At 60.5% G+C, this 17,339-nt stretch carries 23 protein-coding genes; 19 read left to right on the forward strand and 4 right to left on the reverse strand.

Features of this window, described 5'->3' with window-relative positions; translation table 11 throughout:
* Positions 1 to 197 precede the first annotated feature (197 nt).
* Entirely contained in the window at positions 198 to 1,133 is a 936-nt protein-coding gene (locus ATY76_RS18380; protein WP_088676185.1) for a DUF2493 domain-containing protein, read from the forward strand.
* Between the two features lie 73 nt (positions 1,134 to 1,206).
* On the opposite strand, the gene panD is transcribed toward ATY76_RS18380, so the two are convergent.
* Positions 1,207 to 1,665: an aspartate 1-decarboxylase gene (gene panD / locus ATY76_RS18385; protein ID WP_088676186.1), complete on the reverse strand. Its 459-nt coding sequence runs from the start codon at positions 1,663 to 1,665 to the stop codon at positions 1,207 to 1,209.
* Positions 1,666 to 2,373: 708 nt separating this feature from the next.
* Between panD and ATY76_RS18390 the strand changes: the two genes are divergently transcribed.
* Together ATY76_RS18390 and ATY76_RS18395 are read left to right on the forward strand one after the other, a co-directional pair.
* Entirely contained in the window at positions 2,374 to 2,697 is a 324-nt protein-coding gene (locus ATY76_RS18390; protein ID WP_088676187.1) for a DUF736 family protein, read from the forward strand.
* A 62-nt stretch (positions 2,698 to 2,759) separates the two neighbouring features.
* A complete protein-coding gene (locus ATY76_RS18395; RefSeq protein WP_088676188.1) occupies positions 2,760 to 3,086 on the forward strand; it encodes a hypothetical protein in 327 nt (108 codons plus the stop codon).
* A gap of 75 nt (positions 3,087 to 3,161) precedes the next feature.
* On the opposite strand, the gene ATY76_RS18400 is transcribed toward ATY76_RS18395, so the two are convergent.
* Positions 3,162 to 3,440 (reverse strand): HU family DNA-binding protein, encoded by a 279-nt coding sequence (locus ATY76_RS18400; RefSeq protein WP_088676189.1) that lies wholly within the window; start codon positions 3,438 to 3,440, stop codon positions 3,162 to 3,164.
* A gap of 401 nt (positions 3,441 to 3,841) precedes the next feature.
* On the opposite strand from ATY76_RS18400, the gene ATY76_RS33760 reads away from it, so the two are divergent.
* On the forward strand, positions 3,842 to 4,009 hold the full coding sequence (locus tag ATY76_RS33760) for a hypothetical protein (RefSeq protein ID WP_190233687.1): 168 nt from the start codon (positions 3,842 to 3,844) through the stop codon (positions 4,007 to 4,009).
* 101 nt (positions 4,010 to 4,110) lie between these two features.
* On the opposite strand, the gene ATY76_RS18405 is transcribed toward ATY76_RS33760, so the two are convergent.
* Positions 4,111 to 4,461 carry a WGR domain-containing protein gene (locus tag ATY76_RS18405; RefSeq protein WP_245310003.1) on the reverse strand — a complete coding sequence of 117 codons (351 nt, stop codon included), beginning with the start codon at positions 4,459 to 4,461 and terminating at the stop codon, positions 4,111 to 4,113.
* Between the two features lie 689 nt (positions 4,462 to 5,150).
* Here ATY76_RS18405 and ATY76_RS18410 point away from each other — a divergent pair.
* Positions 5,151 to 5,450, forward strand: a complete 300-nt coding sequence (locus tag ATY76_RS18410) for a type II toxin-antitoxin system RelB/DinJ family antitoxin (protein ID WP_088676190.1) — start codon at positions 5,151 to 5,153, stop codon at positions 5,448 to 5,450.
* Positions 5,451 to 5,534: 84 nt separating this feature from the next.
* A complete protein-coding gene (locus ATY76_RS18415; protein ID WP_088676191.1) occupies positions 5,535 to 5,753 on the forward strand; it encodes a hypothetical protein in 219 nt (72 codons plus the stop codon).
* Positions 5,754 to 6,634: 881 nt separating this feature from the next.
* Here ATY76_RS18415 and ATY76_RS18420 read toward each other — a convergent pair.
* The gene (locus ATY76_RS18420; RefSeq protein ID WP_088676192.1) at positions 6,635 to 7,000 is read right to left on the reverse strand and encodes a MarR family transcriptional regulator; all 366 of its coding nucleotides are present in this window, start codon (positions 6,998 to 7,000) and stop codon (positions 6,635 to 6,637) included.
* 98 nt (positions 7,001 to 7,098) lie between these two features.
* Here ATY76_RS18420 and ATY76_RS18425 point away from each other — a divergent pair, with 98 nt between their 5' ends.
* Genes ATY76_RS18425 through virB11 form a run of 13 tightly spaced genes read left to right on the forward strand, consistent with a single transcriptional unit; the run spans position 7,099 to position 17,234 of the window.
* Positions 7,099 to 7,635 carry a hypothetical protein gene (locus ATY76_RS18425; RefSeq protein ID WP_088676193.1) on the forward strand — a complete coding sequence of 179 codons (537 nt, stop codon included), beginning with the start codon at positions 7,099 to 7,101 and terminating at the stop codon, positions 7,633 to 7,635.
* A gap of 3 nt (positions 7,636 to 7,638) precedes the next feature.
* Entirely contained in the window at positions 7,639 to 8,298 is a 660-nt protein-coding gene (locus tag ATY76_RS18430; RefSeq protein WP_088676194.1) for a transglycosylase SLT domain-containing protein, read from the forward strand.
* Positions 8,295 to 8,594, forward strand: a complete 300-nt coding sequence (locus ATY76_RS18435) for a TrbC/VirB2 family protein (protein WP_088676195.1) — start codon at positions 8,295 to 8,297, stop codon at positions 8,592 to 8,594. Before ATY76_RS18430 ends, ATY76_RS18435 begins: the two co-directional genes overlap by 4 nt.
* A 3-nt stretch (positions 8,595 to 8,597) precedes the next feature.
* The gene (locus ATY76_RS18440) at positions 8,598 to 8,936 is read left to right on the forward strand and encodes a type IV secretion system protein VirB3 (RefSeq protein ID WP_088676196.1); all 339 of its coding nucleotides are present in this window, start codon (positions 8,598 to 8,600) and stop codon (positions 8,934 to 8,936) included.
* Positions 8,929 to 11,295, forward strand: a complete 2,367-nt coding sequence (locus ATY76_RS18445; protein WP_088676197.1) for a VirB4 family type IV secretion system protein — start codon at positions 8,929 to 8,931, stop codon at positions 11,293 to 11,295. Before ATY76_RS18440 ends, ATY76_RS18445 begins: the two co-directional genes overlap by 8 nt.
* Entirely contained in the window at positions 11,292 to 11,993 is a 702-nt protein-coding gene (virB5, locus tag ATY76_RS18450) for a P-type DNA transfer protein VirB5 (protein WP_088676198.1), read from the forward strand. Before ATY76_RS18445 ends, virB5 begins: the two co-directional genes overlap by 4 nt.
* On the forward strand, positions 11,990 to 12,223 hold the full coding sequence (locus ATY76_RS18455) for an EexN family lipoprotein (protein ID WP_088676199.1): 234 nt from the start codon (positions 11,990 to 11,992) through the stop codon (positions 12,221 to 12,223). Before virB5 ends, ATY76_RS18455 begins: the two co-directional genes overlap by 4 nt.
* A 2-nt stretch (positions 12,224 to 12,225) precedes the next feature.
* Complete coding sequence (locus tag ATY76_RS18460; RefSeq protein ID WP_190233688.1) at positions 12,226 to 13,158, forward strand: type IV secretion system protein; 933 nt, start codon at positions 12,226 to 12,228, stop codon at positions 13,156 to 13,158.
* Positions 13,159 to 13,195: 37 nt separating this feature from the next.
* Positions 13,196 to 13,486 carry a hypothetical protein gene (locus ATY76_RS34270; RefSeq protein ID WP_088676200.1) on the forward strand — a complete coding sequence of 97 codons (291 nt, stop codon included), beginning with the start codon at positions 13,196 to 13,198 and terminating at the stop codon, positions 13,484 to 13,486.
* Between the two features lies 1 nt (position 13,487).
* The gene (locus ATY76_RS18470) at positions 13,488 to 14,159 is read left to right on the forward strand and encodes a virB8 family protein (protein ID WP_088676201.1); all 672 of its coding nucleotides are present in this window, start codon (positions 13,488 to 13,490) and stop codon (positions 14,157 to 14,159) included.
* Positions 14,156 to 15,013, forward strand: a complete 858-nt coding sequence (virB9, locus tag ATY76_RS18475; RefSeq protein WP_088676202.1) for a P-type conjugative transfer protein VirB9 — start codon at positions 14,156 to 14,158, stop codon at positions 15,011 to 15,013. The genes ATY76_RS18470 and virB9 overlap by 4 nt, the downstream gene beginning before the upstream one ends.
* 8 nt (positions 15,014 to 15,021) lie before the next feature.
* Positions 15,022 to 16,197, forward strand: a complete 1,176-nt coding sequence (virB10, locus tag ATY76_RS18480) for a type IV secretion system protein VirB10 (protein ID WP_088676203.1) — start codon at positions 15,022 to 15,024, stop codon at positions 16,195 to 16,197.
* Positions 16,198 to 16,205: 8 nt separating this feature from the next.
* The gene (gene virB11, locus ATY76_RS18485) at positions 16,206 to 17,234 is read left to right on the forward strand and encodes a P-type DNA transfer ATPase VirB11 (protein WP_088676204.1); all 1,029 of its coding nucleotides are present in this window, start codon (positions 16,206 to 16,208) and stop codon (positions 17,232 to 17,234) included.
* The last annotated feature ends 105 nt before the right edge of the window (positions 17,235 to 17,339 follow it).

The following is a 17,339-nucleotide window of genomic DNA, read 5'->3' on the forward strand; positions in this document are numbered from 1 at the left end:
GGCCTTCAGCGGGTCGGTCAGGTTTCTTCCCCGCAGCGGCTTTGCCGCGGCTCCTCGCGAGCCAAGAAACCCTCCCTCCGCCGCCCGGCGCTTCGCTGGGCCGCGGCGCGATCCGCCGCGGTTCCGGCCCGCTCCCACGTGGACAGGGATCGCCGTCAGGCCGCGAGAGGCGCGGCGAAAAACCGACGGAGATCGACATGAACCTCTTTCCATCCTTCATCGAGGGCCCCGAGCCGCAGCACACATCCTCCCCGACCGACCGCTTCATCTACGAGATGCAAGTGCACGGGTATCGTCCTTTCCAGGACGAACCCGATCCTCGCCCGCTCCCCGAAGAGCCGGCCGTTCAGGGGTCGCTGACGACGATCTTCGACGCCCTCTTCGAGATGCTGGGTGATACGAGGCTCGAACCCGATCTCGAAGACCTCTTCTGGTCGATCGTCAATCTCTTCCACCGTGCCGGCGAGCGCATTCAGCGTGAGCTCGACCGCAACGAGGAGGCACAGCGCAGCGGTCAACGCGAGCAGGACGGTTCCGAAGTCAAAAGTGTCGAACTCGAGCGCCTGATCGCCGAAGGCATCACGATGCTGGAGCGCCGCAACAGCTTCGAGTTCATGCGCGACTTCGCCGCCGATCTCTTCGAGGCGCAGACCGGGTCTGCCTGGCGCCCCCGCACCGGCTCGAAGGTCAGCCACGCCAACATGACCGCGGCGATGATCGATAGCCGCGACTTCCTGTCTGCCCGGCGGCGTGCCGAGACCAAAGTGTTGATCCCGGCCGGCACCAAGATCGCCTTCGCAGGCGGGATGGACTATAACGACCACGATCGCATCTGGGCGAAGCTCGATCAGGCGCATGCCAAGCATCCCGACATGGTGCTGCTGCACGGCGGCTCGCCGAAGGGCGCCGAGCGCATCGCCGCCTGCTGGGCAGAGGCCCGCAAGGTGACCCAGATCTCCTTCAAGCCGAATTGGACGAAACACGCCAAGGCCGCGCCGTTCCGCCGCAACGACGAGATGCTGTCCGTCATGCCGGCCGGCCTGATCGTCTTCCCTGGTAACGGCATCACCGGCAATCTCGCCGATAAGGCGCGCCGGCTCGGCATCCCCGTCTGGCGGGCAGGCGGCGACTAGGCCGCCCTGTCGCGAAGGTTTTGTCTCATACCGCAGACCGAAAAGCGGTCGGTCGAAGGTGGCAATCGGATGCTTACGTGGATGGCTTGGTCACAAGAAGCGGAATAGGAAGTGCAGCATTCGCATCATCAAGAATTTCGAAGGAATGCCTTCCTTCGTCGCCGATTGACACGGAGTAACTCATTCGATCCAGGATGTGGTTGTTCTCATCAAAGGTTAGGATCTTCGGCTTCAGCGATGTGATCCGGTTCTCGTCGAGATAGATCGAGTTGCAGATGATAATTTGATCCCCGGGCTGGCAGGTACGGGCCGCTGCACCGTTGAGAATGCAGCACCGGGAACCTCGCTTGCCCAGGATGACGTACGTGGAGATTCTGGCTCCCGAATTTTTGTTCCAGATCTCGACAAACTCCATCGGGAGTATGCCCGCTTCTTCACAGTGATCGGGATCCAGAGTAATCGAGCCATGATAGTTGAGATTCGCCTCTGTCACGTAGATGCCGTGCAGTTTGCCAGCCACCAATTTTCGCATGTTCCCTCGCCTCAAATTTTAACGACGGCTTTGTTAGAGGAAACTTGAAATCGACAAAAGAATTTTGCTGCGATGCCCCGGCTCCGTCGAGCGGTATGTGGAAACCGCCACCCACTTCGTGGGCCACGGCTTGCAGGGACTGACGCGCTCGTCCTGATCGATAATTGCGAACAAGCCATCAAAGTCCTGCTGGCGGCGCGCCCTCCGATCGGAAGGCTTTTGTAGTCTGGGTATTGTTTCAGAGGAAGCGTTATCCCGGGCACGAACCGACTCCGGACAATCGCCTTTATGGTGCCTTTTGGTGCTGCTGCGCCGCGGCTGACGTTTTGCCTTTCGCCCATCGCGGCAGACGGGTGTCACGGTTCACCCGCTAAACAATCTCAGGACGGCCAGTGCTATTGAGGCGATCGGGCTTGGGAGCAAGCCGTTTACGCAGGGGAACCGCGCAAGCCGTCGGTTGTCCGGATGCCTCAAGAGACGCCAATGGCTCCCGGTGGCCGCATCAGCGTGCGGTCAAGCCTCAAGGCCTTTCTCCGTCGCTCGCTTCGAAACCATTCCCTTCTCTATGTCGCCTTTCTAAGGGACCGGCCGCAATCAGCGTCAACCCGCAAGGGGTTCCCCTGTGCTGACGCTCCGGTGACGCCTGCGGCTCGCCCCCTTCTCCGGGCGCCATCGGGAATGGTCCCGAGCAACCGAAGGAGAATTACCATGGCTACCACGATCGCAACCCTGACGCAGAAGACCGATGGCAGTCTCGAAGGCGTCTTCGCCACCATCCGGGTCAATGCCCCGATCGCCATCATCCCCAATGCCAACAAGGCCAGCGAAGAAGCTCCGGATTACCGCATCATCCACCGCAAGACCGGCTTCGAAATCGGCGCAGGCTGGAACCGCATCGCCCGCCAGACCGGTGAAGAATATCTCTCCGTCAAGCTCGAAGCACCCGAGATCGGCGTCATCTTCGGCAATCTCGCACCGGCTCCCGGCGGCGAAACCAATCGCAAAGTCATCCTCTGGAATAACCCGGCCTGAGCGAGATGGCCGGTCCCGAAAGGGATCGGCCTCTCCCATCCACATAATCCGAGGAGATGGCGATGAGCCGCTATACGATCACTGTCACCAGAACCGCATCCCGCCATGCCGATCCCGATGCTGTCATCGGATACGACCGGCCGCTGCAGACGTTCTTTCTCCAGGCGTTCGCCGACAGCGAGGGTGAGAACCTGGCGCTCTCGCTCGGTACTAATATCCGGGCGTTCGAAACCCTGTGCGATCTCCGCGCAGCCGCGATCGCTGTGGGTTACGACTTCGTTCCAATCGCATCTGGCACGCTATGCCGGCTGCTCGATGACTATGCCCGAGAGGCGATCTGCCCGGTGCCTGATAGCAATGTCCAGGATTTGCAGCCTCAAACTCACTAATCGGCGCTAGTTGCGCAAAACACGAAAGCCCGACCTCTGCTGGAGGCCGGGCTTCCTCTTATTCGCCCAGTTGGCCTACTTGTTGAGGGCATCCTTCAGGGCCTTGGCCGGCGTGAAGGCCAGCTTCTTCGCCGCGGCGACCTTGATCGTTGCGCCGGTCGCGGGATTGCGCGCTTCCCGCTCCGGCGTGTCCTTGACCTTGAACTTGCCGAAGCCGGGCAGCGAGGTTTCGTTTCCGGCGACGGCAGCCTCGGTGATCGAGGCGATCACAGCCTCGACGATTGCCTTACCTTGCGCCTTGGTCAGGTTGTGCTCAGTAGCGATCTTGTCGGCGATTTCATTGGTGGTGGTCATGTCAGTCTCCGCATTGTGATTGATATGGAATCCGTGACAGGCGATTTTCGTCCTGTCATCGGTGAAGAGTGAGTACAACGTCCAAAGCGCTGGATTTCCACAGCTTCTGCTCGAGAGCAGCACTCGGCTTTCCGAGAGTCGCGACAATGTCTGCCGCACCCGACAATTATCGGTGCCACACGAGAGGTTGGTTGTCTGCTCAGTCCCTCCGAGGGTGTCATGGCGGGATAGAGGCCTCAAGGACGAGCGGTTCCCCCAATTTTGCCTCCGCTCGGTTCCCTCCGCTCCGACAAAATCGGCATCCCCACTCGCCCGGCTCCGCCGGTTGCTCCGCAATCCTTGACCCCTCTATCCCGCCATGACCGAGGCGCGCGTCTTTCACAAACGTCAAGGAGACGACGATGACGAACGAACTCGACCGCACGATCCTCGAACTCGAAGCCGAGCTGCGCAACGCCGATCCTGCCGAGCGTCGGCAGATCGAGGGCGAACTCGAACTCGCGCTGGCCGAGCGCGAGATGCTGGTGGCCGAGCAGGAAGGATGGGCAACGACGGAGCCTCCGTTCTGACGGGGGTTTCTGCCGTTCGCTAGCCTGTCGCGCCGGATCGACCGGCGCACCAGGCGCATAGCTTCGCTTCGCCACCAACGAAATGAAGCTAGACGCTCCTGTTAGATGTGCCCCTTCGGGCGATAGCCGCGAGATCGCTTCTGGCGGAGAAGGTCGAGGAACAACGATACTGCCTCTTCTTCTCTCGCGAAGACGTGGGCTTTTGACTGCCCGCATGTACCGATCCGCCCCCAGCGTCGCGTCAGGCAGGTCTGCCCGAACAGAGTCGGGGATATATTCATGGCGTAGTAGCGCGCCATGTTCTTCGAGGTGTCCGTGCGTTCGATAAAGAGCTGGTAGGGCTGCGCGATCATAGCGGTAGAATCGTCGATCACGCATTCCACGTCCAACGACAGGTTTGAATCGATTGCGGCAGATCGATTCATCGGTGTGATGTTGAGACGAGGGAACATGTGTTCGGGCGAGCCACCTTCGGCGGTCTGGCTCTACTCGTGTCGCTTCGCTCCCGAAGCCCGCTTTGCGGTCTCCGCCTCCGATCACGATCCATCTCGCGGGCCAAGAAGCAAGGTCGACGCCTCGTGTCGAAACGGCATCGGGCGTCTCATCCATATGGCCGGCTGATCGCCGGAGCGGTCGCGGCGCCTGCCGGCACCGCGGTGCTCTTCTTCTCTGACGTCCTATTGTGCACCCGCCACTCCGGCGTCAAGGACTGCGCGGGCTCCTTTCGTCAGAAACGAAAAGGAGAATGCGTCAATCAAAAGTTCAGCAGAATGGTCGATAGATAGTCAGCGGAATGGTCGGCAATGATGAAGCGAAATGGTCGATAGGAAGTCAGCGGAGTGGTCGAAAGCTTGCTAGAGTTAAGCATCGACAAAAATGTCGATCGACCACGGCTCGCAAACCTTCACGTTACTGCGACCGAAGACCTTGATCACAGTTGCAAAATCAGCCTTGTACCTTTCCAAGTCCTTCCTGTCTCGATCTCCTCAATCATGGGTTCGAAATCTTGCGGCAATGCTACATAATTCAGCAAAAATGCCGCCGCGGCGACACTCCACCCGAAGCAAGACAACGGATGGCAGTTCCCGAATGTGTCTCAATCGAGAGACATACATGAACGTAGAGATCAGGAGAAACTGCGATGGCCGCACACACATCCATGCTGCACGTTCGAGTAGACGACAAGCTCAAGGCGGACGCCACCAAAACGCTGGCCAATTTCGGCCTATCCGTCTCGGATGCCGTGCGGATGTTCCTAACCCGCGTCGTCAAGGAGGACGGCCTGCCAGTCGCTCTGACGACCGCCCCCGAAGCGCACGACGAATGGTTCCGTGCCAAGGTGCGCGAGGCGCTGGTCGATACTCGACCAGGTGTGCCGCATCGACAGGTCATGGACGAGGCACAAGCATTGATCGACAGGAAGTGCCGTGCCCTAGCTTGAATGGTTTTGCTGAAGACGAATATTGCCCCGGTCAAACCGAGTCGATAAAATATCCCCGACAATAGAGCGAGCTCGGAGTGTGCCGTGACAGATCAGAGCATCTTGTGGAAACAGGATGGAATCGACTCCGGCTGGTTCTTCGCCAAGGGCATCGGCTCGGTGAGAAGCAGTGTCAGCTACCGCCCAGGTGGGTGGTGGTTCCTCGCGGAATGGCTGCCCGACACTGAAGAGCACGATATCGGCCCGTTCAAAACCAAAGCAGCCGCGATAGCCGAAGCGGAACGCCTTGCAGTTCAGCGGTGACGGGTAAAAGTCAATCATCGATGTGCTCACGACCTACTGTAAATAGGTCGGTTGGAAATGGAACCGATACGAAAATGAATGTTACGGAAATCATCGCCGCAATAAGCGCGTTATTGAAAGCGCGACTCCAGGACCATGGTATGGTCGTGGACCGAAGGGTTCTGAAAGTTATGGCTGTGGATGTGTTGCCACGACAACAACCTATTAGGACTTGAATTTTAAAGCGATCGCCGACGTAAGATCGCACTCGTCGGAAATCAGCTACGATCAAGCTGCTGCAAATCGCGAATTTATCGCTGCTTGCAATCCTGAAATATCGCCGCTCTCATTTCGGCCTACAGGGAATTGGAGAAAAAGCTGGCGGCCGATGGCTTGTCTCTATCGTAATCACAACAGTCTTTCGTTCGGCCCGGCAGCCGGCTCAGAGCCTATGACCCGGGGGTGGCCCCAAACCTTCGGTGAACCTCCGAACTGCAGATGGCGGCTTTCGATCGAGCCACAACGGGCGAGGCTCCAGCCTTGTCAAAATCGTCATTAATGCTGTCATCAGGACGCGTGCTTTTGCGCGGCGTAGATTACCGCGTGCGAATACCTTTGCAGATAAACGGAACGCACGGGCGGGGGCAGTCGGTCCCGCCTCCCTGACGGCCGCTATGCTGAGGCTCCTGCGGCTGCCCTTGTTCCGCCCTTAGCGTGGCGAGAATTCCCGAAATCCGCCTGACGGCGCCGCTATGCTGATTTCTCCGATACTCTTCATTGTTTGATTGTAACCCGCCTGCGGGCGGGTTGCCCCATTATCCCTGATCACTGCCGGCAGCCATACGATCGGGACTGCCAGATGATTCGCATCTCGGCCCATGAAGCATCGAAAATCAGTCAGTTTAACCCGCCTCCTGGCTGGCGCGGAAAGAGCTCAGCTTGCTCAGGAGCTCCCCAGAGATCTCGAATTGCCGCGCCGTTCCCCGGCCCATGGAGTTCCTCCCCATCGTCTCTAAAAGCATTCCCCGCTTTACCAAAAGGTCGACCGTCTCCTTCACGCCGCTTCGCGTCAGATCGGTAATCTCGATGATATTCGAGAGGGTTAGCTTCTGGTGGGCCTGGGTCATCGTATAGAGGATCGTCATCATGCCGATCTGCTTCAGTCTCGCCTGCGGGGTCTCGTCCGCCAGCGGATGATCGAGGATCTCATGGAGAATGAGGCCCGAGAAGGCAAGGTTGTGCCATTGCGTTTTAATCGCGCTTGTCATGTCATTTAACTGTGTTATATAAGACAGTATGAATGCGGGCAGGCAGATTGGCTCTCCCGAAACGCAATAGGGCGCCGTCGTCTCGAAGGATCCTGTTCATGAAAAGCCTTCTCCTGAATTCACTGCTCGCGGTCTGCTTCGTCGCGCCACCCTATCTTATTTCCGGCAGTAAAGCGCGGGCCGAAGATTGGGGATGCCAGGTTATCCTATGCCTTTCCAATCCCGGCGGGCCGACCCAATATGCCGAATGCCGGCCGCCGATCCAAAAACTGTGGCAGGCGCTTACCGAGGGCCACTCGTTCCCGACCTGCAGCGGTGTCGGTTTTCAGAGTTCGCGACCGGGTTATGAACCCTATTATTGCGATGCCGGGTACAGACTGACGAGCGATTATGGTCCGCGCGGGCAGGAAACGACCTGCGTCTCGACAGCGCCGCAGCCGGTGAGCAACAGCCTCTGCTCAAAGGGCGACGACGACTACACCAACGACAATTCGGTTCTGTCGCCACATTGGCAGCGGGTGGACGGGCACCGCCAGTGCATGGGCTATCCGATAACGCGCCCGAATGTGCGATCGCAGCCGCACTATGTCGATGTCACCATCGACGGGGCCGGTAAACAGCGCGTTTGGTACTGACCGATGGGTGCTGCATTCGTCGAAATCGCGCAAACCTGTGCGCCGGTGGTTCAGGTCCAGACGCTGGCCGGCGTTGTCAGCCTTGAGAGCCGGTTTCAGCCCTTCGCCATTCGCATCAATAGCGGCCCGCCGCTGGCCACCCAACCCGCATCGAAGGCTGAGGCGATCGAGGTTGCCACGTCCCTGATTGCCGATCGCCAGGACATCCAGATCGGCCTTGGCGGCATTGGCATTGAGCCGCTTCAGAAACTGAAGCTATCCATCGCCGACGCCTTTGATCCCTGCCTGAACCTCAAGGCCACGGCCACGCTTCTCGACGGATACTACCGCGCCGCGTTACGCAAGGGGGATCCGGCTCAGGCCAAAAGGGTGATGCTCCAGTCTTACTATGGGCGCGACGATCCATCCCTCGGCGCCATGGTCAGATATGACGAGCAGGTGCGCCAGGAAGCAAAGCGGTTATCGCCGATGCTTTCTTCTCTTGTGATTGGCGATCCCGATAGTCGGGCCGGGCCTGGCGTGCCGACGCAAGATGAGGCGGCGCCGGCGCTTGCGAAACAATCCTCCCAAACCGCCGAGGCCGCATCCTGGGATGTTTTCAGCTCAGGGCGGCAATCCTCGGTTCTCGTTTTTCAGAATGATCGATCGGAGCAGAGTGAATGATCTCCCAAGCCAGACTTCGCCCCTTTGCCGCATCCACGCTCATGGCGGCTTCCATTGTCATCTGCTTGGTCGAGCCAGCTTTCGCCCAGGCCGCCGGCATCGAAACCGTGCTGCAGAACATCGTCGATATGCTGACCGGCAACATCGCCCGCCTGCTGGCGGTCATCGCCGTCATCATCATCTGCATCGCCTGGATGTTCGGTTACATGGATTTGAGGCGTGCCGGCTTCTGGATCATCGGCATCGGCGGCATTTTCGGCGCCACCGAGTTGGTCAACACCATCGTCGGGAATTGAGCAATGGCGAGCATTCCGAATCTGGAAGACGACACGCTGTTTCTCGCCTGCACCCGCCCGGCAATGATCGCCGGCGTGACGATGGAGGCGATGGGCGTCAACATCATGCTGACGACCATCCTCTACATCACCGCGGGATCGATTGCCTACGCGCTGGTCGGGATCGTCTTCCATGTCCTGTTTCGCGCGCTCATCAAGCACGACCACAATATGTTCCGCATCCTGATTGCGTGGATCGAAACCAGTGGCCGTTCCCGCAATGCCGCCTATTGGGGCGGCGCCACGCTCTCGCCTCTGACGCTCACCCGGCGTTACAACGAAAGGGATCTCAGCCTTGGCTAACATTGCGACGCTCCGGTCGCGCGAACTCGGGCCGGAGACCTTCATTCCCTATGTCAGGCACGTCGACGAGACGACCATTGCGCTCGAGTCCCGAGCGTTGATGACGATGATCGCTCTCGATGGCGTTTCCTTCGAAACATCGGATGTCAGGGACCTCAACGGCCTGCACCGCAGCCTGAACACGCTCTATCGCAATATCGCCGACGAGCGGCTGGCGCTCTGGACGCATGTCGTGCGCCGCCGCGACAATGCCTATCCCGAGGGACGCTTCGCCAATCACTTCTCCGATGGTCTGAACGCGCGATATCGGGAGCGGATGGTGGGCGAAGACCTGTTCCGCAACGATCTCTACCTCACCCTCGCCTGGCATCCCGGCCGGGATCCTGCCGAAAAGGCAGCCAAACTTCTCTCCCGGCTGCGCAGGGCGCGCCACTCCGATACCGAACTCGACGAACAGGCCTTGAAACATCTGCGTGACCGCGTGGCTGATGTCGTCGCCGGCCTGCAGCGCTTCGAGCCGCGGCTGCTCACGCTTTACGAACATGATGGCATCCTGTTCTCCGAGCCGAGCGAAGTGCTCCACCAGATCGTCGGCGGCCGGCGGGAACCGATCCCTTTGACGGAGGGACGAATTTCCTCGGCGATCTATTCCGATCGGGTGATTTTCGGGCGCGAGACCGTCGAGATCCGTCACGAGGCCGACAGCCGCTATGCCGGCATGTTCGGCTTCAAGGAATATCCGGCGACCACGCGCAGCGGCATGCTCGACGCTATCCTGACCGCACCGTTCGAGTTCATCCTGACGCAGTCCTTCGCCTTTATCTCAAAGGCCGATGCCCGAACGATCATGAGCCGCAAGCAGAACCAGATGGTCAGCGCCGGCGACAAGGCGGCCTCGCAGATCGAGGAACTCGGCGAGGCGATGGACGATCTCGAGTCCAATCGCTTCGTTCTCGGAGAGCATCACCTTGCGCTTGCCGTCTTCGCACCTTCGGTCAAGGAACTGATTGATCACATGGCGAAGGCGCGTGCCTATCTCACCAGCGGCGGCGCGGTCGTCGCCCGCGAGGATCTCGGACTCGAGGCCGCCTGGTGGGCGCAATTGCCGGGCAATTTCCGCTATCGGGCGCGCTCGGGCGCGCTCACGTCGCGCAACTTTGCAGCCCTTGCTCCCTATCATTCCTATCCGGCGGGTAAGAAGGACGGCAACGAGTGGGGACCGGCGGTCGCCATGCTCAAGACCGCGTCGGGTTCGCCCTTTTATTTCAATTTCCATCACGGCGATCTCGGCAACACTTTCGTCTGCGGCCCGTCGGGTACGGGCAAGACGGTGCTGTTGAACTTCATGCTGTCGCAGCTCGAAAAGCACGATCCGCATATGGTCTTCTTCGACAAGGACCGCGGCGCCGATCTCTTCGTACGCGCAGCCGGCGGTACTTATTTGCCGCTGAGGAATGGTGTCGCCACCGGCTGCGCGCCGTTGAAAGCACTGGAATTCACGGCGGAAAACAAGGTATTCCTCACCGGTTGGATCGCCAAGCTGGTCCGATCCGGATCTGGCGAACTATCGATCACCGAGTTGCGCGACATCGCCTCGGCGGTCGACGGGGTGGCGGACCTGCCGGTGGAGCGTCGCTCCATCGGCGCCCTGCGCACCTTCCTCAACAACACCGATCCCGAGGGCATTGCCGCACGTCTCCGGCGGTGGGAGAGGGGCGGTCCGCTTGGTTGGGTCTTCGACAACGAAGCCGACGATATCGGCATCGGCGCCAGGCTCATCGGCTACGACATGACCGATTTCCTCGACAACGAGGAGATCCGCACGCCGTTGATGGCGTACCTGTTCTATCGCATCGAGCAGCTGATCGACGGGCGTCGCATCATCATCGTCATCGACGAATTCTGGAAGGCGCTGCAGGACGAAGGTTTTCGTGATCTCGCCCAGAACAAGCTCAAGACGATCCGCAAGCAGAACGGTCTCATGTTGTTTGCGACCCAGAGCCCGCGCGAGGCCATCGTCTCGCCGATCGCCCACACGATCATCGAGCAGTGCCCGACTCAGATCTTTCTGCCGAACCCGCGCGGCGACCGCGTCGACTATGTCGACGGTTTCAAGCTGACCGAGCGCGAATTCGAGCTCGTCTCGCGCGAGCTCTCCGTCGAGAGCCGCCGGTTCATCGTCAAGCAGGGGCACAACAGCGTCGTCGCCGAGCTGAACCTCAACGGCTTCGACGACGAGCTCGCCATCCTCTCCGGCCGGACCGCCAATGTCGAGCTTGCCGACGCCATCCGACTGGAGATCGGCGAGGGACCGGAGGACTGGCTTGCCGTGTTTCATCAGAGGAGGAAGACAGCATGATCCGAGCAGGAACGATGCGCCCATTGTCTGTATCTGCCGCTCTCTTGGCGTCGGCGATGCTGGCATCGGCCCAGGGCATCCCGGTCATCGATCAGACATCGATCGCCAAGCAGATCGAGAGCATCACGCAGCTGAAGTCCCAGCTCGACGCCTTGAACCAGCAGCTCCAGCAAGCCCAGCAGCTCTACGGCTCGCTGAACAAGATCACCAACATGGCCGACATCGCCAGCCTGCTGAACGATCCGTCGATCCGCAAGGCGCTGCCGCAGGACTTCGACGCGATCGAGGAGCTGTTAAAAGGTTCCGGCGGCGGCGTCTTCGGCAGTTCCGCTTCGAAATTCCTTCAGGACAATTCCATCTACCGCACAGATGCCGACGATTTCTATGCGCAGGAACTCTCGCGCATCCAGAACCAGAACGCCGGGCAGATGAGCCTCGGCCAGCAGATCTACGATGCGGCGACCAAGCGCATCGGCGGCATCGATGAGCTTCGCCAGAAAATCTCCGGTGCGGCCGACGCCAAGGACATCGCCGATCTGCAGGCCCGTCTCCAGGCCGAGACCGCCTTCCTGCAAACCGACGTCCTGCGCATGCAGGGCCTGCAGATGGTCCAGCAGGCCCAGGTGCAGGTCGATGACCAACGCAAGGCTGAGGACTGGCGCAAGCGCATGGACACGATGGGAGCGGCGCTCAAATGAAGTGGCTTCTTTCCAGCGCGGCCTTGCTTTTTCTGGTGGCCTGCTCCCCACAGGTGGATAAGATTTACACCGTCGATGAGCTCATGGCGGACGATGGTCTGCTCGCCAGGATTATCGGCGAGTGCCGTAACAATCCCGGAGAACTCCGCGATACGCCCAATTGCCGCAACGCCGAGGCAGCCGACGGCAAGCTGCGGCTGGAGCGGATGGGCAAATCGTTGGGAGGCTGACGTTGTATCAGGTCTTCAGCTTCGTCGACGGACAGTTCAAGACACCGCTGGAAAACTTCATTTCCTCCGGCACCTCCAATATCGCCAGCTGGGTCAGCGGCCCGCTGACGGCGGCCCTCACGCTCTATGTCGTGCTCTATGGCTACCTGGTTCTGCGCGGCTCCGTGCAGGAGCCGATCCTCGAATTCGCCTTCCGCGCGATGAAGCTCGCCATCATTGTGATGCTGGTTAGGAATGCCGGCGACTACCAGACTTATGTCACAAACATCTTCTTCGATGCGTTGCCAAAGGAGATCTCGCAGGCGCTGAACTCCGGCACGGCGCCCAGCGCCTCCACATTCGACAGCCTGCTGGATAAGGGCCAGAGGTGCGCCAAAGAGATATGGTCGCGGGGCTCCTGGCCTATCGATATCGTCACCGGCGTGGGCGGCCTGCTGGTTATCGGCGCAAGTTTTCTTGTCGCGGCGATCGGTTATATCGTGTCGCTCTACGCGAGATTGGCGCTCGCTATCGTGCTGGCGATCGGTCCGATCTTCATCGCGCTCGCGATGTTCCAGTCGACCCGCCGGTTCACGGAATCCTGGATCGGCCAGCTCGTCAATTTCGTCATCCTTCAGGTCCTGGTCGTTGCCATCGGCTCGCTGCTGATCACCTGCATCGACACGACGTTTACGGCGATCGAAGGCTACAGCGATGTCCTCATGCGGCCGATCGCGCTCTGCGCCATTTGCGTTGCCGCACTCTACGTCTTCTACCAACTGCCCGGCATTGCTTCGGCTCTTGCGGCGGGCGGGGCGTCGCTCACCTATGGCTATGGCGCTGCCCGCGATGCGCACGAAAGCACGCTCGCCTGGGCGACATCCCACACAGTAAGAGCGGTCGGCCGCGGCGCGCGTTCCGTCGGCCGCCGCCTGACGCCAGGCCGGACCGAATGACGGTCCAACGCTTCAGACAATTGAACAGGTTTTTTCAATGCTCCGTATCGTTTTGTCGCTTCTTCTGACCGTCGGCCTGGTAGGCTGCGGTTCGATTTCCCACCCTCTGCCCAAATGTGATGGTTATTCCCGCCGGCCGCTGAACCGCTCGATGTGGCAGTGGCAAGACCGGGATAGTGGGGCAACAAAGAAGCCGACGACCGGCGCTGTTGCCACTGAGCCGACCAGTCACGCCGCCGCCTATGGGCAGGAGCCGTCCTCAGTTACGCCGGCCGCTTTCGCGCATTTCGATGTCGCGGGCTCCTACCGTCCGTGCGAGGGCGAATGATATGGTGACCACGGATAACCTCAAAAGTTACTTTGAAAAGGCCCGCCGGTTCGATCAGGACCGGATGATCCAGGTCGAGCGTTCCGCCCGCATTGCCTGGTTCGTCGCTGCTTGCGCCAGCATCCTGGCCGGCGTCTCGGTATTTGCCGTTGCCGGCCTCACCCCTTTGAAAACCGTCGAGCCCTTCGTCGTGCGGGTCGATAATTCCACAGGCATCGTAGACGTGGTCTCGGCGCTGACCTCGACCGCCGGCACCTACGACGAGGCCGTCACCAAATATTTCGCGGCCAAATATGTCCGCGCCCGCGAGGGCTACGTTTGGAGCGAGGGCGAGGAGAATTTCCGTACCGTCGCCTTGCTGTCGACGCAGCCGGAACAGACTCGATTTGCCGCAGTCTACCGCGGAAGCAATCCCGATTCCCCGCAGAACATTTATGGCCGCAGCGCCACGTCGCGGATCAACATTGTTTCCATCTCGCTGATCAACGCCAATGTGGCATCCGTCCGCTATATGAGGAGCGTGACCCGCGGTGACGAGGTGCGCACCACGCACTGGGTTGCGACCCTGACCTTCTCCTATGCCAACGCTCCGATGTCCTCGACCGACCGGCTGACCAATCCCCTCGGCTTCGTCGTCAGCGAATATCGCGCCGATCCGGAGGCGATCAATTGAAACCACGGTTCCTTCTCCCGCTCATCCTGGCCGCCGGGATTTCGTCTGCAGCGCTCGCCCTCGAAACGCCACGCGGCGCCACGCAGGACAGCCGCATCCGTTTCGTCGACTACCAGCCCTATAACATCACTAAAGTCGTCGGCACGCTCCGGTCTTCGGTACAGATCGAATTCGCCGCCGACGAGGAAATCGCTCATGTCGCGCTTGGCAACAGCGTTGCTTGGGAAGTGGCGCCGGCCGGCAACATTCTGTTCCTGAAGCCCCGGGAAAACCAGCCGGTGACCAATATCTCGGTCGTGACGACACGACGGGACGGCTCGACCCGCAGCTATCAGATGGAACTTACCGTCCGTGACGGCAGCGTCGAAGCCGGGCAGAACACCTACTTCTATCTGAAATATCGCTATCCTGCTGATGATGCGGAGCGGCGCCGGCAGGAAGCGGCCGCCCGGGCGCAGGCGGCACAAGCCGGCGAGGCCGATCGCGTGCTTGCCCTCCACGAAGCCTATGGGCCGCGCAACTGGCGTTATTCCGCTCAAGGATCCCAGGCGCTCGAACCGCAAGCGGTCTATGACAACGGCAAGGTCACCACCTTCGCCTTTGCCGGCAACCAGGAAATGCCGGCGATCTATATGGAAAATTCCGACGGCAGCGAAAGCCTGGTTCCGAAATCCGTCGACGGTGATCTCGTCCTGGTGCACGCGATCAGCCGGAAGTTCATTCTGCGCCGGGGCGGCGACGTCCTCTGCGTCTTCAACGAAGCCTACGATCGCGTCGGCATCAATCCCGAGACCAACACGACGTCACCATCGGTCGAGCGCGTCGTCAAGGCGCCGCCCGGCGCGGCGCAATAGGAGGTGACATGGCCGAGGAAGAGATGACCCAGATCCCGGGCGAGCGCGCCGAGACGTCGGCCGGCGGCCGGCTCGAAAACAATCCGATCCTCAAACGCGGCGCAGTCGCTCTGGCGATCGTCGTCTTTGTCGCCTTTGCCCTCTGGTCGATGCGCGGCCAGGATAAACCGTCAGACGGTGCCCAGCCCGAGCGGGTGGTTATTCGCCAGACATCGGATTTCGAACCGGCGAAGGAGCCGGTCCAGCCTGTAGCGCCTCTTCCGCAGGTCCAGCTCCCGACGCCAGTCGCCGCCGAGCAGGCGCCGACCGACGATGACAAGCTGCTCGACGCTGCCCGCCGTGCACCGGTCATCGCCTATGGCGGCGAGAAATCGCCGGCGACGCGGCGGCAGGATCAGGATGCGGTGCCGGATCAGGCCTCGAACTATGTGCCGCTAGGCACCAATCCCGGTGGCTTCGGCTCGCAGGGCGAAAACGAAGACCAGCGCTTCAACCGCTTGCTGACGCCGACGCAATTGCAGGGATCGCGCGCCGGCACGCTGGGCAACCGCGATTTCATCGTTGCCATGGGAACATCCATTCCTTGCGTTCTCGAGACCGCGCTCTCCTCCGATCAGCCGGGGTTCACCAGCTGCGTCATCAACCGGGACATTCTCTCGGATAATGGCCGCGTGGTGTTGATGGAAAAAGGCACACAGGTCGTCGGTGAATATCGCGGCGGTCTTGGCCGTGGACAGAAGCGCCTGTTCGTTCTCTGGAACCGGGCGAAGACGCCGAAAGGCGTGATCATCACGCTCGCGTCGCCGGCAACCGATGCGCTTGGCCGGGCCGGCATCGATGGTTATGTGGACACCCATTGGTGGGAGCGGTTCGGAAGCGCAATGCTCCTGTCGATCGTCGGAGACGCCAGTTCCTATGCCAGCAGCCGGCTGCAGGACAGCGATGTCGACGCGCAAAATACCACCAGCGCCGGTCAGCAAGCTGCGGCGATCGCCGTCGAGCAGTCGATCAACATTCCGCCGACCCTCATGAAACATCAGGGCGAACTGGTCTCGATCTACGTCGCCCGCGACCTCGATTTCTCGAGCGTTTACCGGCTTCGCGTGACCGAGCCACGCAATCGTGTCTACGACCGCGCCGTGCTTGGTGATTTCAGCCCCTCCTCGAAGCTCGTGACAAAATAGGTTCGGCAATGACTGAAGCTGCCGACTCCGGCGTCGTGCGCGAACTGCTTTCGCCACTATCACGCTTCCTACGCGACAAGACGCTCTATGAGGTCATCGTCAACCGGCCGGGACAGGTCGTCACCGAGGGCAGGGAGGGATGGCAAACCCATGACGTGCCGGAGCTGTCCTACGACAGGCTGATGCGTCTCGCCCGCGCGGTCGCGAGCTTCTCCAATCAATCGATCGACGAGACGCGGCCGATCCTGTCGGCGACCTTGCCGGATGACGAGCGGATCCAGATCGTCATCCCGCCGGCAACGACGAAGGGAACGGTCAGCATTACCATCCGCAAGCCATCCTCCGTGTCGCTGACCCTCGAGGATCTCGATCATGGCGGGCTGTTTGCCGATGTTGCGCCGGCCGAGGGCGGTGGGAAACGATCAGACCGAAGGCTGTTGGAATACTATCGAATCGGCGCCTACAAGGCATTCCTCCGGGAGGCGGTGTTCGCCAGAAAGAACATCATCATCTCCGGCGCCACCGGCTCGGGAAAGACCACGCTATCGAAAGCCCTGATCCGCCACATTCCGCAAAGCGAGCGGATTATTTCCATCGAGGACACGCCCGAGCTGGTGGTCCCGCAACCCAACCACGTTCGGCTCTTCTATTCCAAAGGCGGGCAGGGGCTCGCCAAAGTCGGTGCCAAGGACCTGCTCGAATCCTGCCTGCGCATGCGGCCGGATCGCATTCTCTTGCAGGAGCTGCGAGACGGCACGGCTTTCTACTACATCCGCAACGTCAACTCCGGCCATCCCGGCTCGATCACCACCGTCCACGCCGATTCCGCCCCCCTCGCTTTCGAGCAGCTGACGTTGCTGGTCAAGGAGTCGGAGGGTGGCGGAGACCTCGAACGCCACGACATCCGCGAGATGCTGACGATCGCGATCGACATTATCGTCCAATGCAAGCGGATCGACGGCCGGTTTCGGGTGAGTGAGATCTACTTTCGCGACGCTGCGACGGACCTCGACCGCTCTTCGTCGGATCGAGCCTAAGGCCGGATCGCGTCGTGGCCTATGCAGCAGAGGTGGCAGTTCTGCACAGCTAATAAGATTAGTATAGTTTGCAATTCAAATGTGATCGCACGCTGGATCATATGA

This window comes from Rhizobium sp. R339 (assembly GCF_002211395.1).
Lineage (GTDB): Bacteria > Pseudomonadota > Alphaproteobacteria > Rhizobiales > Rhizobiaceae > Rhizobium.

Coding starts and splice junctions, on each gene's coding strand:
- ATY76_RS18420 (WP_088676192.1), bottom strand. CDS start 7,000: ATGACAAGCGCGATTAAAACGCAATGGCACAACCTTGCCTTCTCGGGC.
- ATY76_RS34270 (WP_088676200.1), top strand. CDS start 13,196: ATGCTCCGTATCGTTTTGTCGCTTCTTCTGACCGTCGGCCTGGTAGGC.
- ATY76_RS18410 (WP_088676190.1), top strand. CDS start 5,151: ATGGCCGCACACACATCCATGCTGCACGTTCGAGTAGACGACAAGCTC.
- panD (WP_088676186.1), bottom strand. CDS start 1,665: ATGCGAAAATTGGTGGCTGGCAAACTGCACGGCATCTACGTGACAGAG.
- ATY76_RS18395 (WP_088676188.1), top strand. CDS start 2,760: ATGAGCCGCTATACGATCACTGTCACCAGAACCGCATCCCGCCATGCC.
- virB10 (WP_088676203.1), top strand. CDS start 15,022: ATGGCCGAGGAAGAGATGACCCAGATCCCGGGCGAGCGCGCCGAGACG.
- ATY76_RS18440 (WP_088676196.1), top strand. CDS start 8,598: ATGGCGAGCATTCCGAATCTGGAAGACGACACGCTGTTTCTCGCCTGC.
- ATY76_RS18435 (WP_088676195.1), top strand. CDS start 8,295: ATGATCTCCCAAGCCAGACTTCGCCCCTTTGCCGCATCCACGCTCATG.
- ATY76_RS18390 (WP_088676187.1), top strand. CDS start 2,374: ATGGCTACCACGATCGCAACCCTGACGCAGAAGACCGATGGCAGTCTC.
- ATY76_RS18405 (WP_245310003.1), bottom strand. CDS start 4,461: ATGTTCCCTCGTCTCAACATCACACCGATGAATCGATCTGCCGCAATC.
- virB5 (WP_088676198.1), top strand. CDS start 11,292: ATGATCCGAGCAGGAACGATGCGCCCATTGTCTGTATCTGCCGCTCTC.
- ATY76_RS18470 (WP_088676201.1), top strand. CDS start 13,488: ATGGTGACCACGGATAACCTCAAAAGTTACTTTGAAAAGGCCCGCCGG.
- ATY76_RS33760 (WP_190233687.1), top strand. CDS start 3,842: ATGACGAACGAACTCGACCGCACGATCCTCGAACTCGAAGCCGAGCTG.
- ATY76_RS18400 (WP_088676189.1), bottom strand. CDS start 3,440: ATGACCACCACCAATGAAATCGCCGACAAGATCGCTACTGAGCACAAC.
- ATY76_RS18380 (WP_088676185.1), top strand. CDS start 198: ATGAACCTCTTTCCATCCTTCATCGAGGGCCCCGAGCCGCAGCACACA.
- ATY76_RS18425 (WP_088676193.1), top strand. CDS start 7,099: ATGAAAAGCCTTCTCCTGAATTCACTGCTCGCGGTCTGCTTCGTCGCG.
- virB11 (WP_088676204.1), top strand. CDS start 16,206: ATGACTGAAGCTGCCGACTCCGGCGTCGTGCGCGAACTGCTTTCGCCA.
- ATY76_RS18430 (WP_088676194.1), top strand. CDS start 7,639: ATGGGTGCTGCATTCGTCGAAATCGCGCAAACCTGTGCGCCGGTGGTT.
- ATY76_RS18455 (WP_088676199.1), top strand. CDS start 11,990: ATGAAGTGGCTTCTTTCCAGCGCGGCCTTGCTTTTTCTGGTGGCCTGC.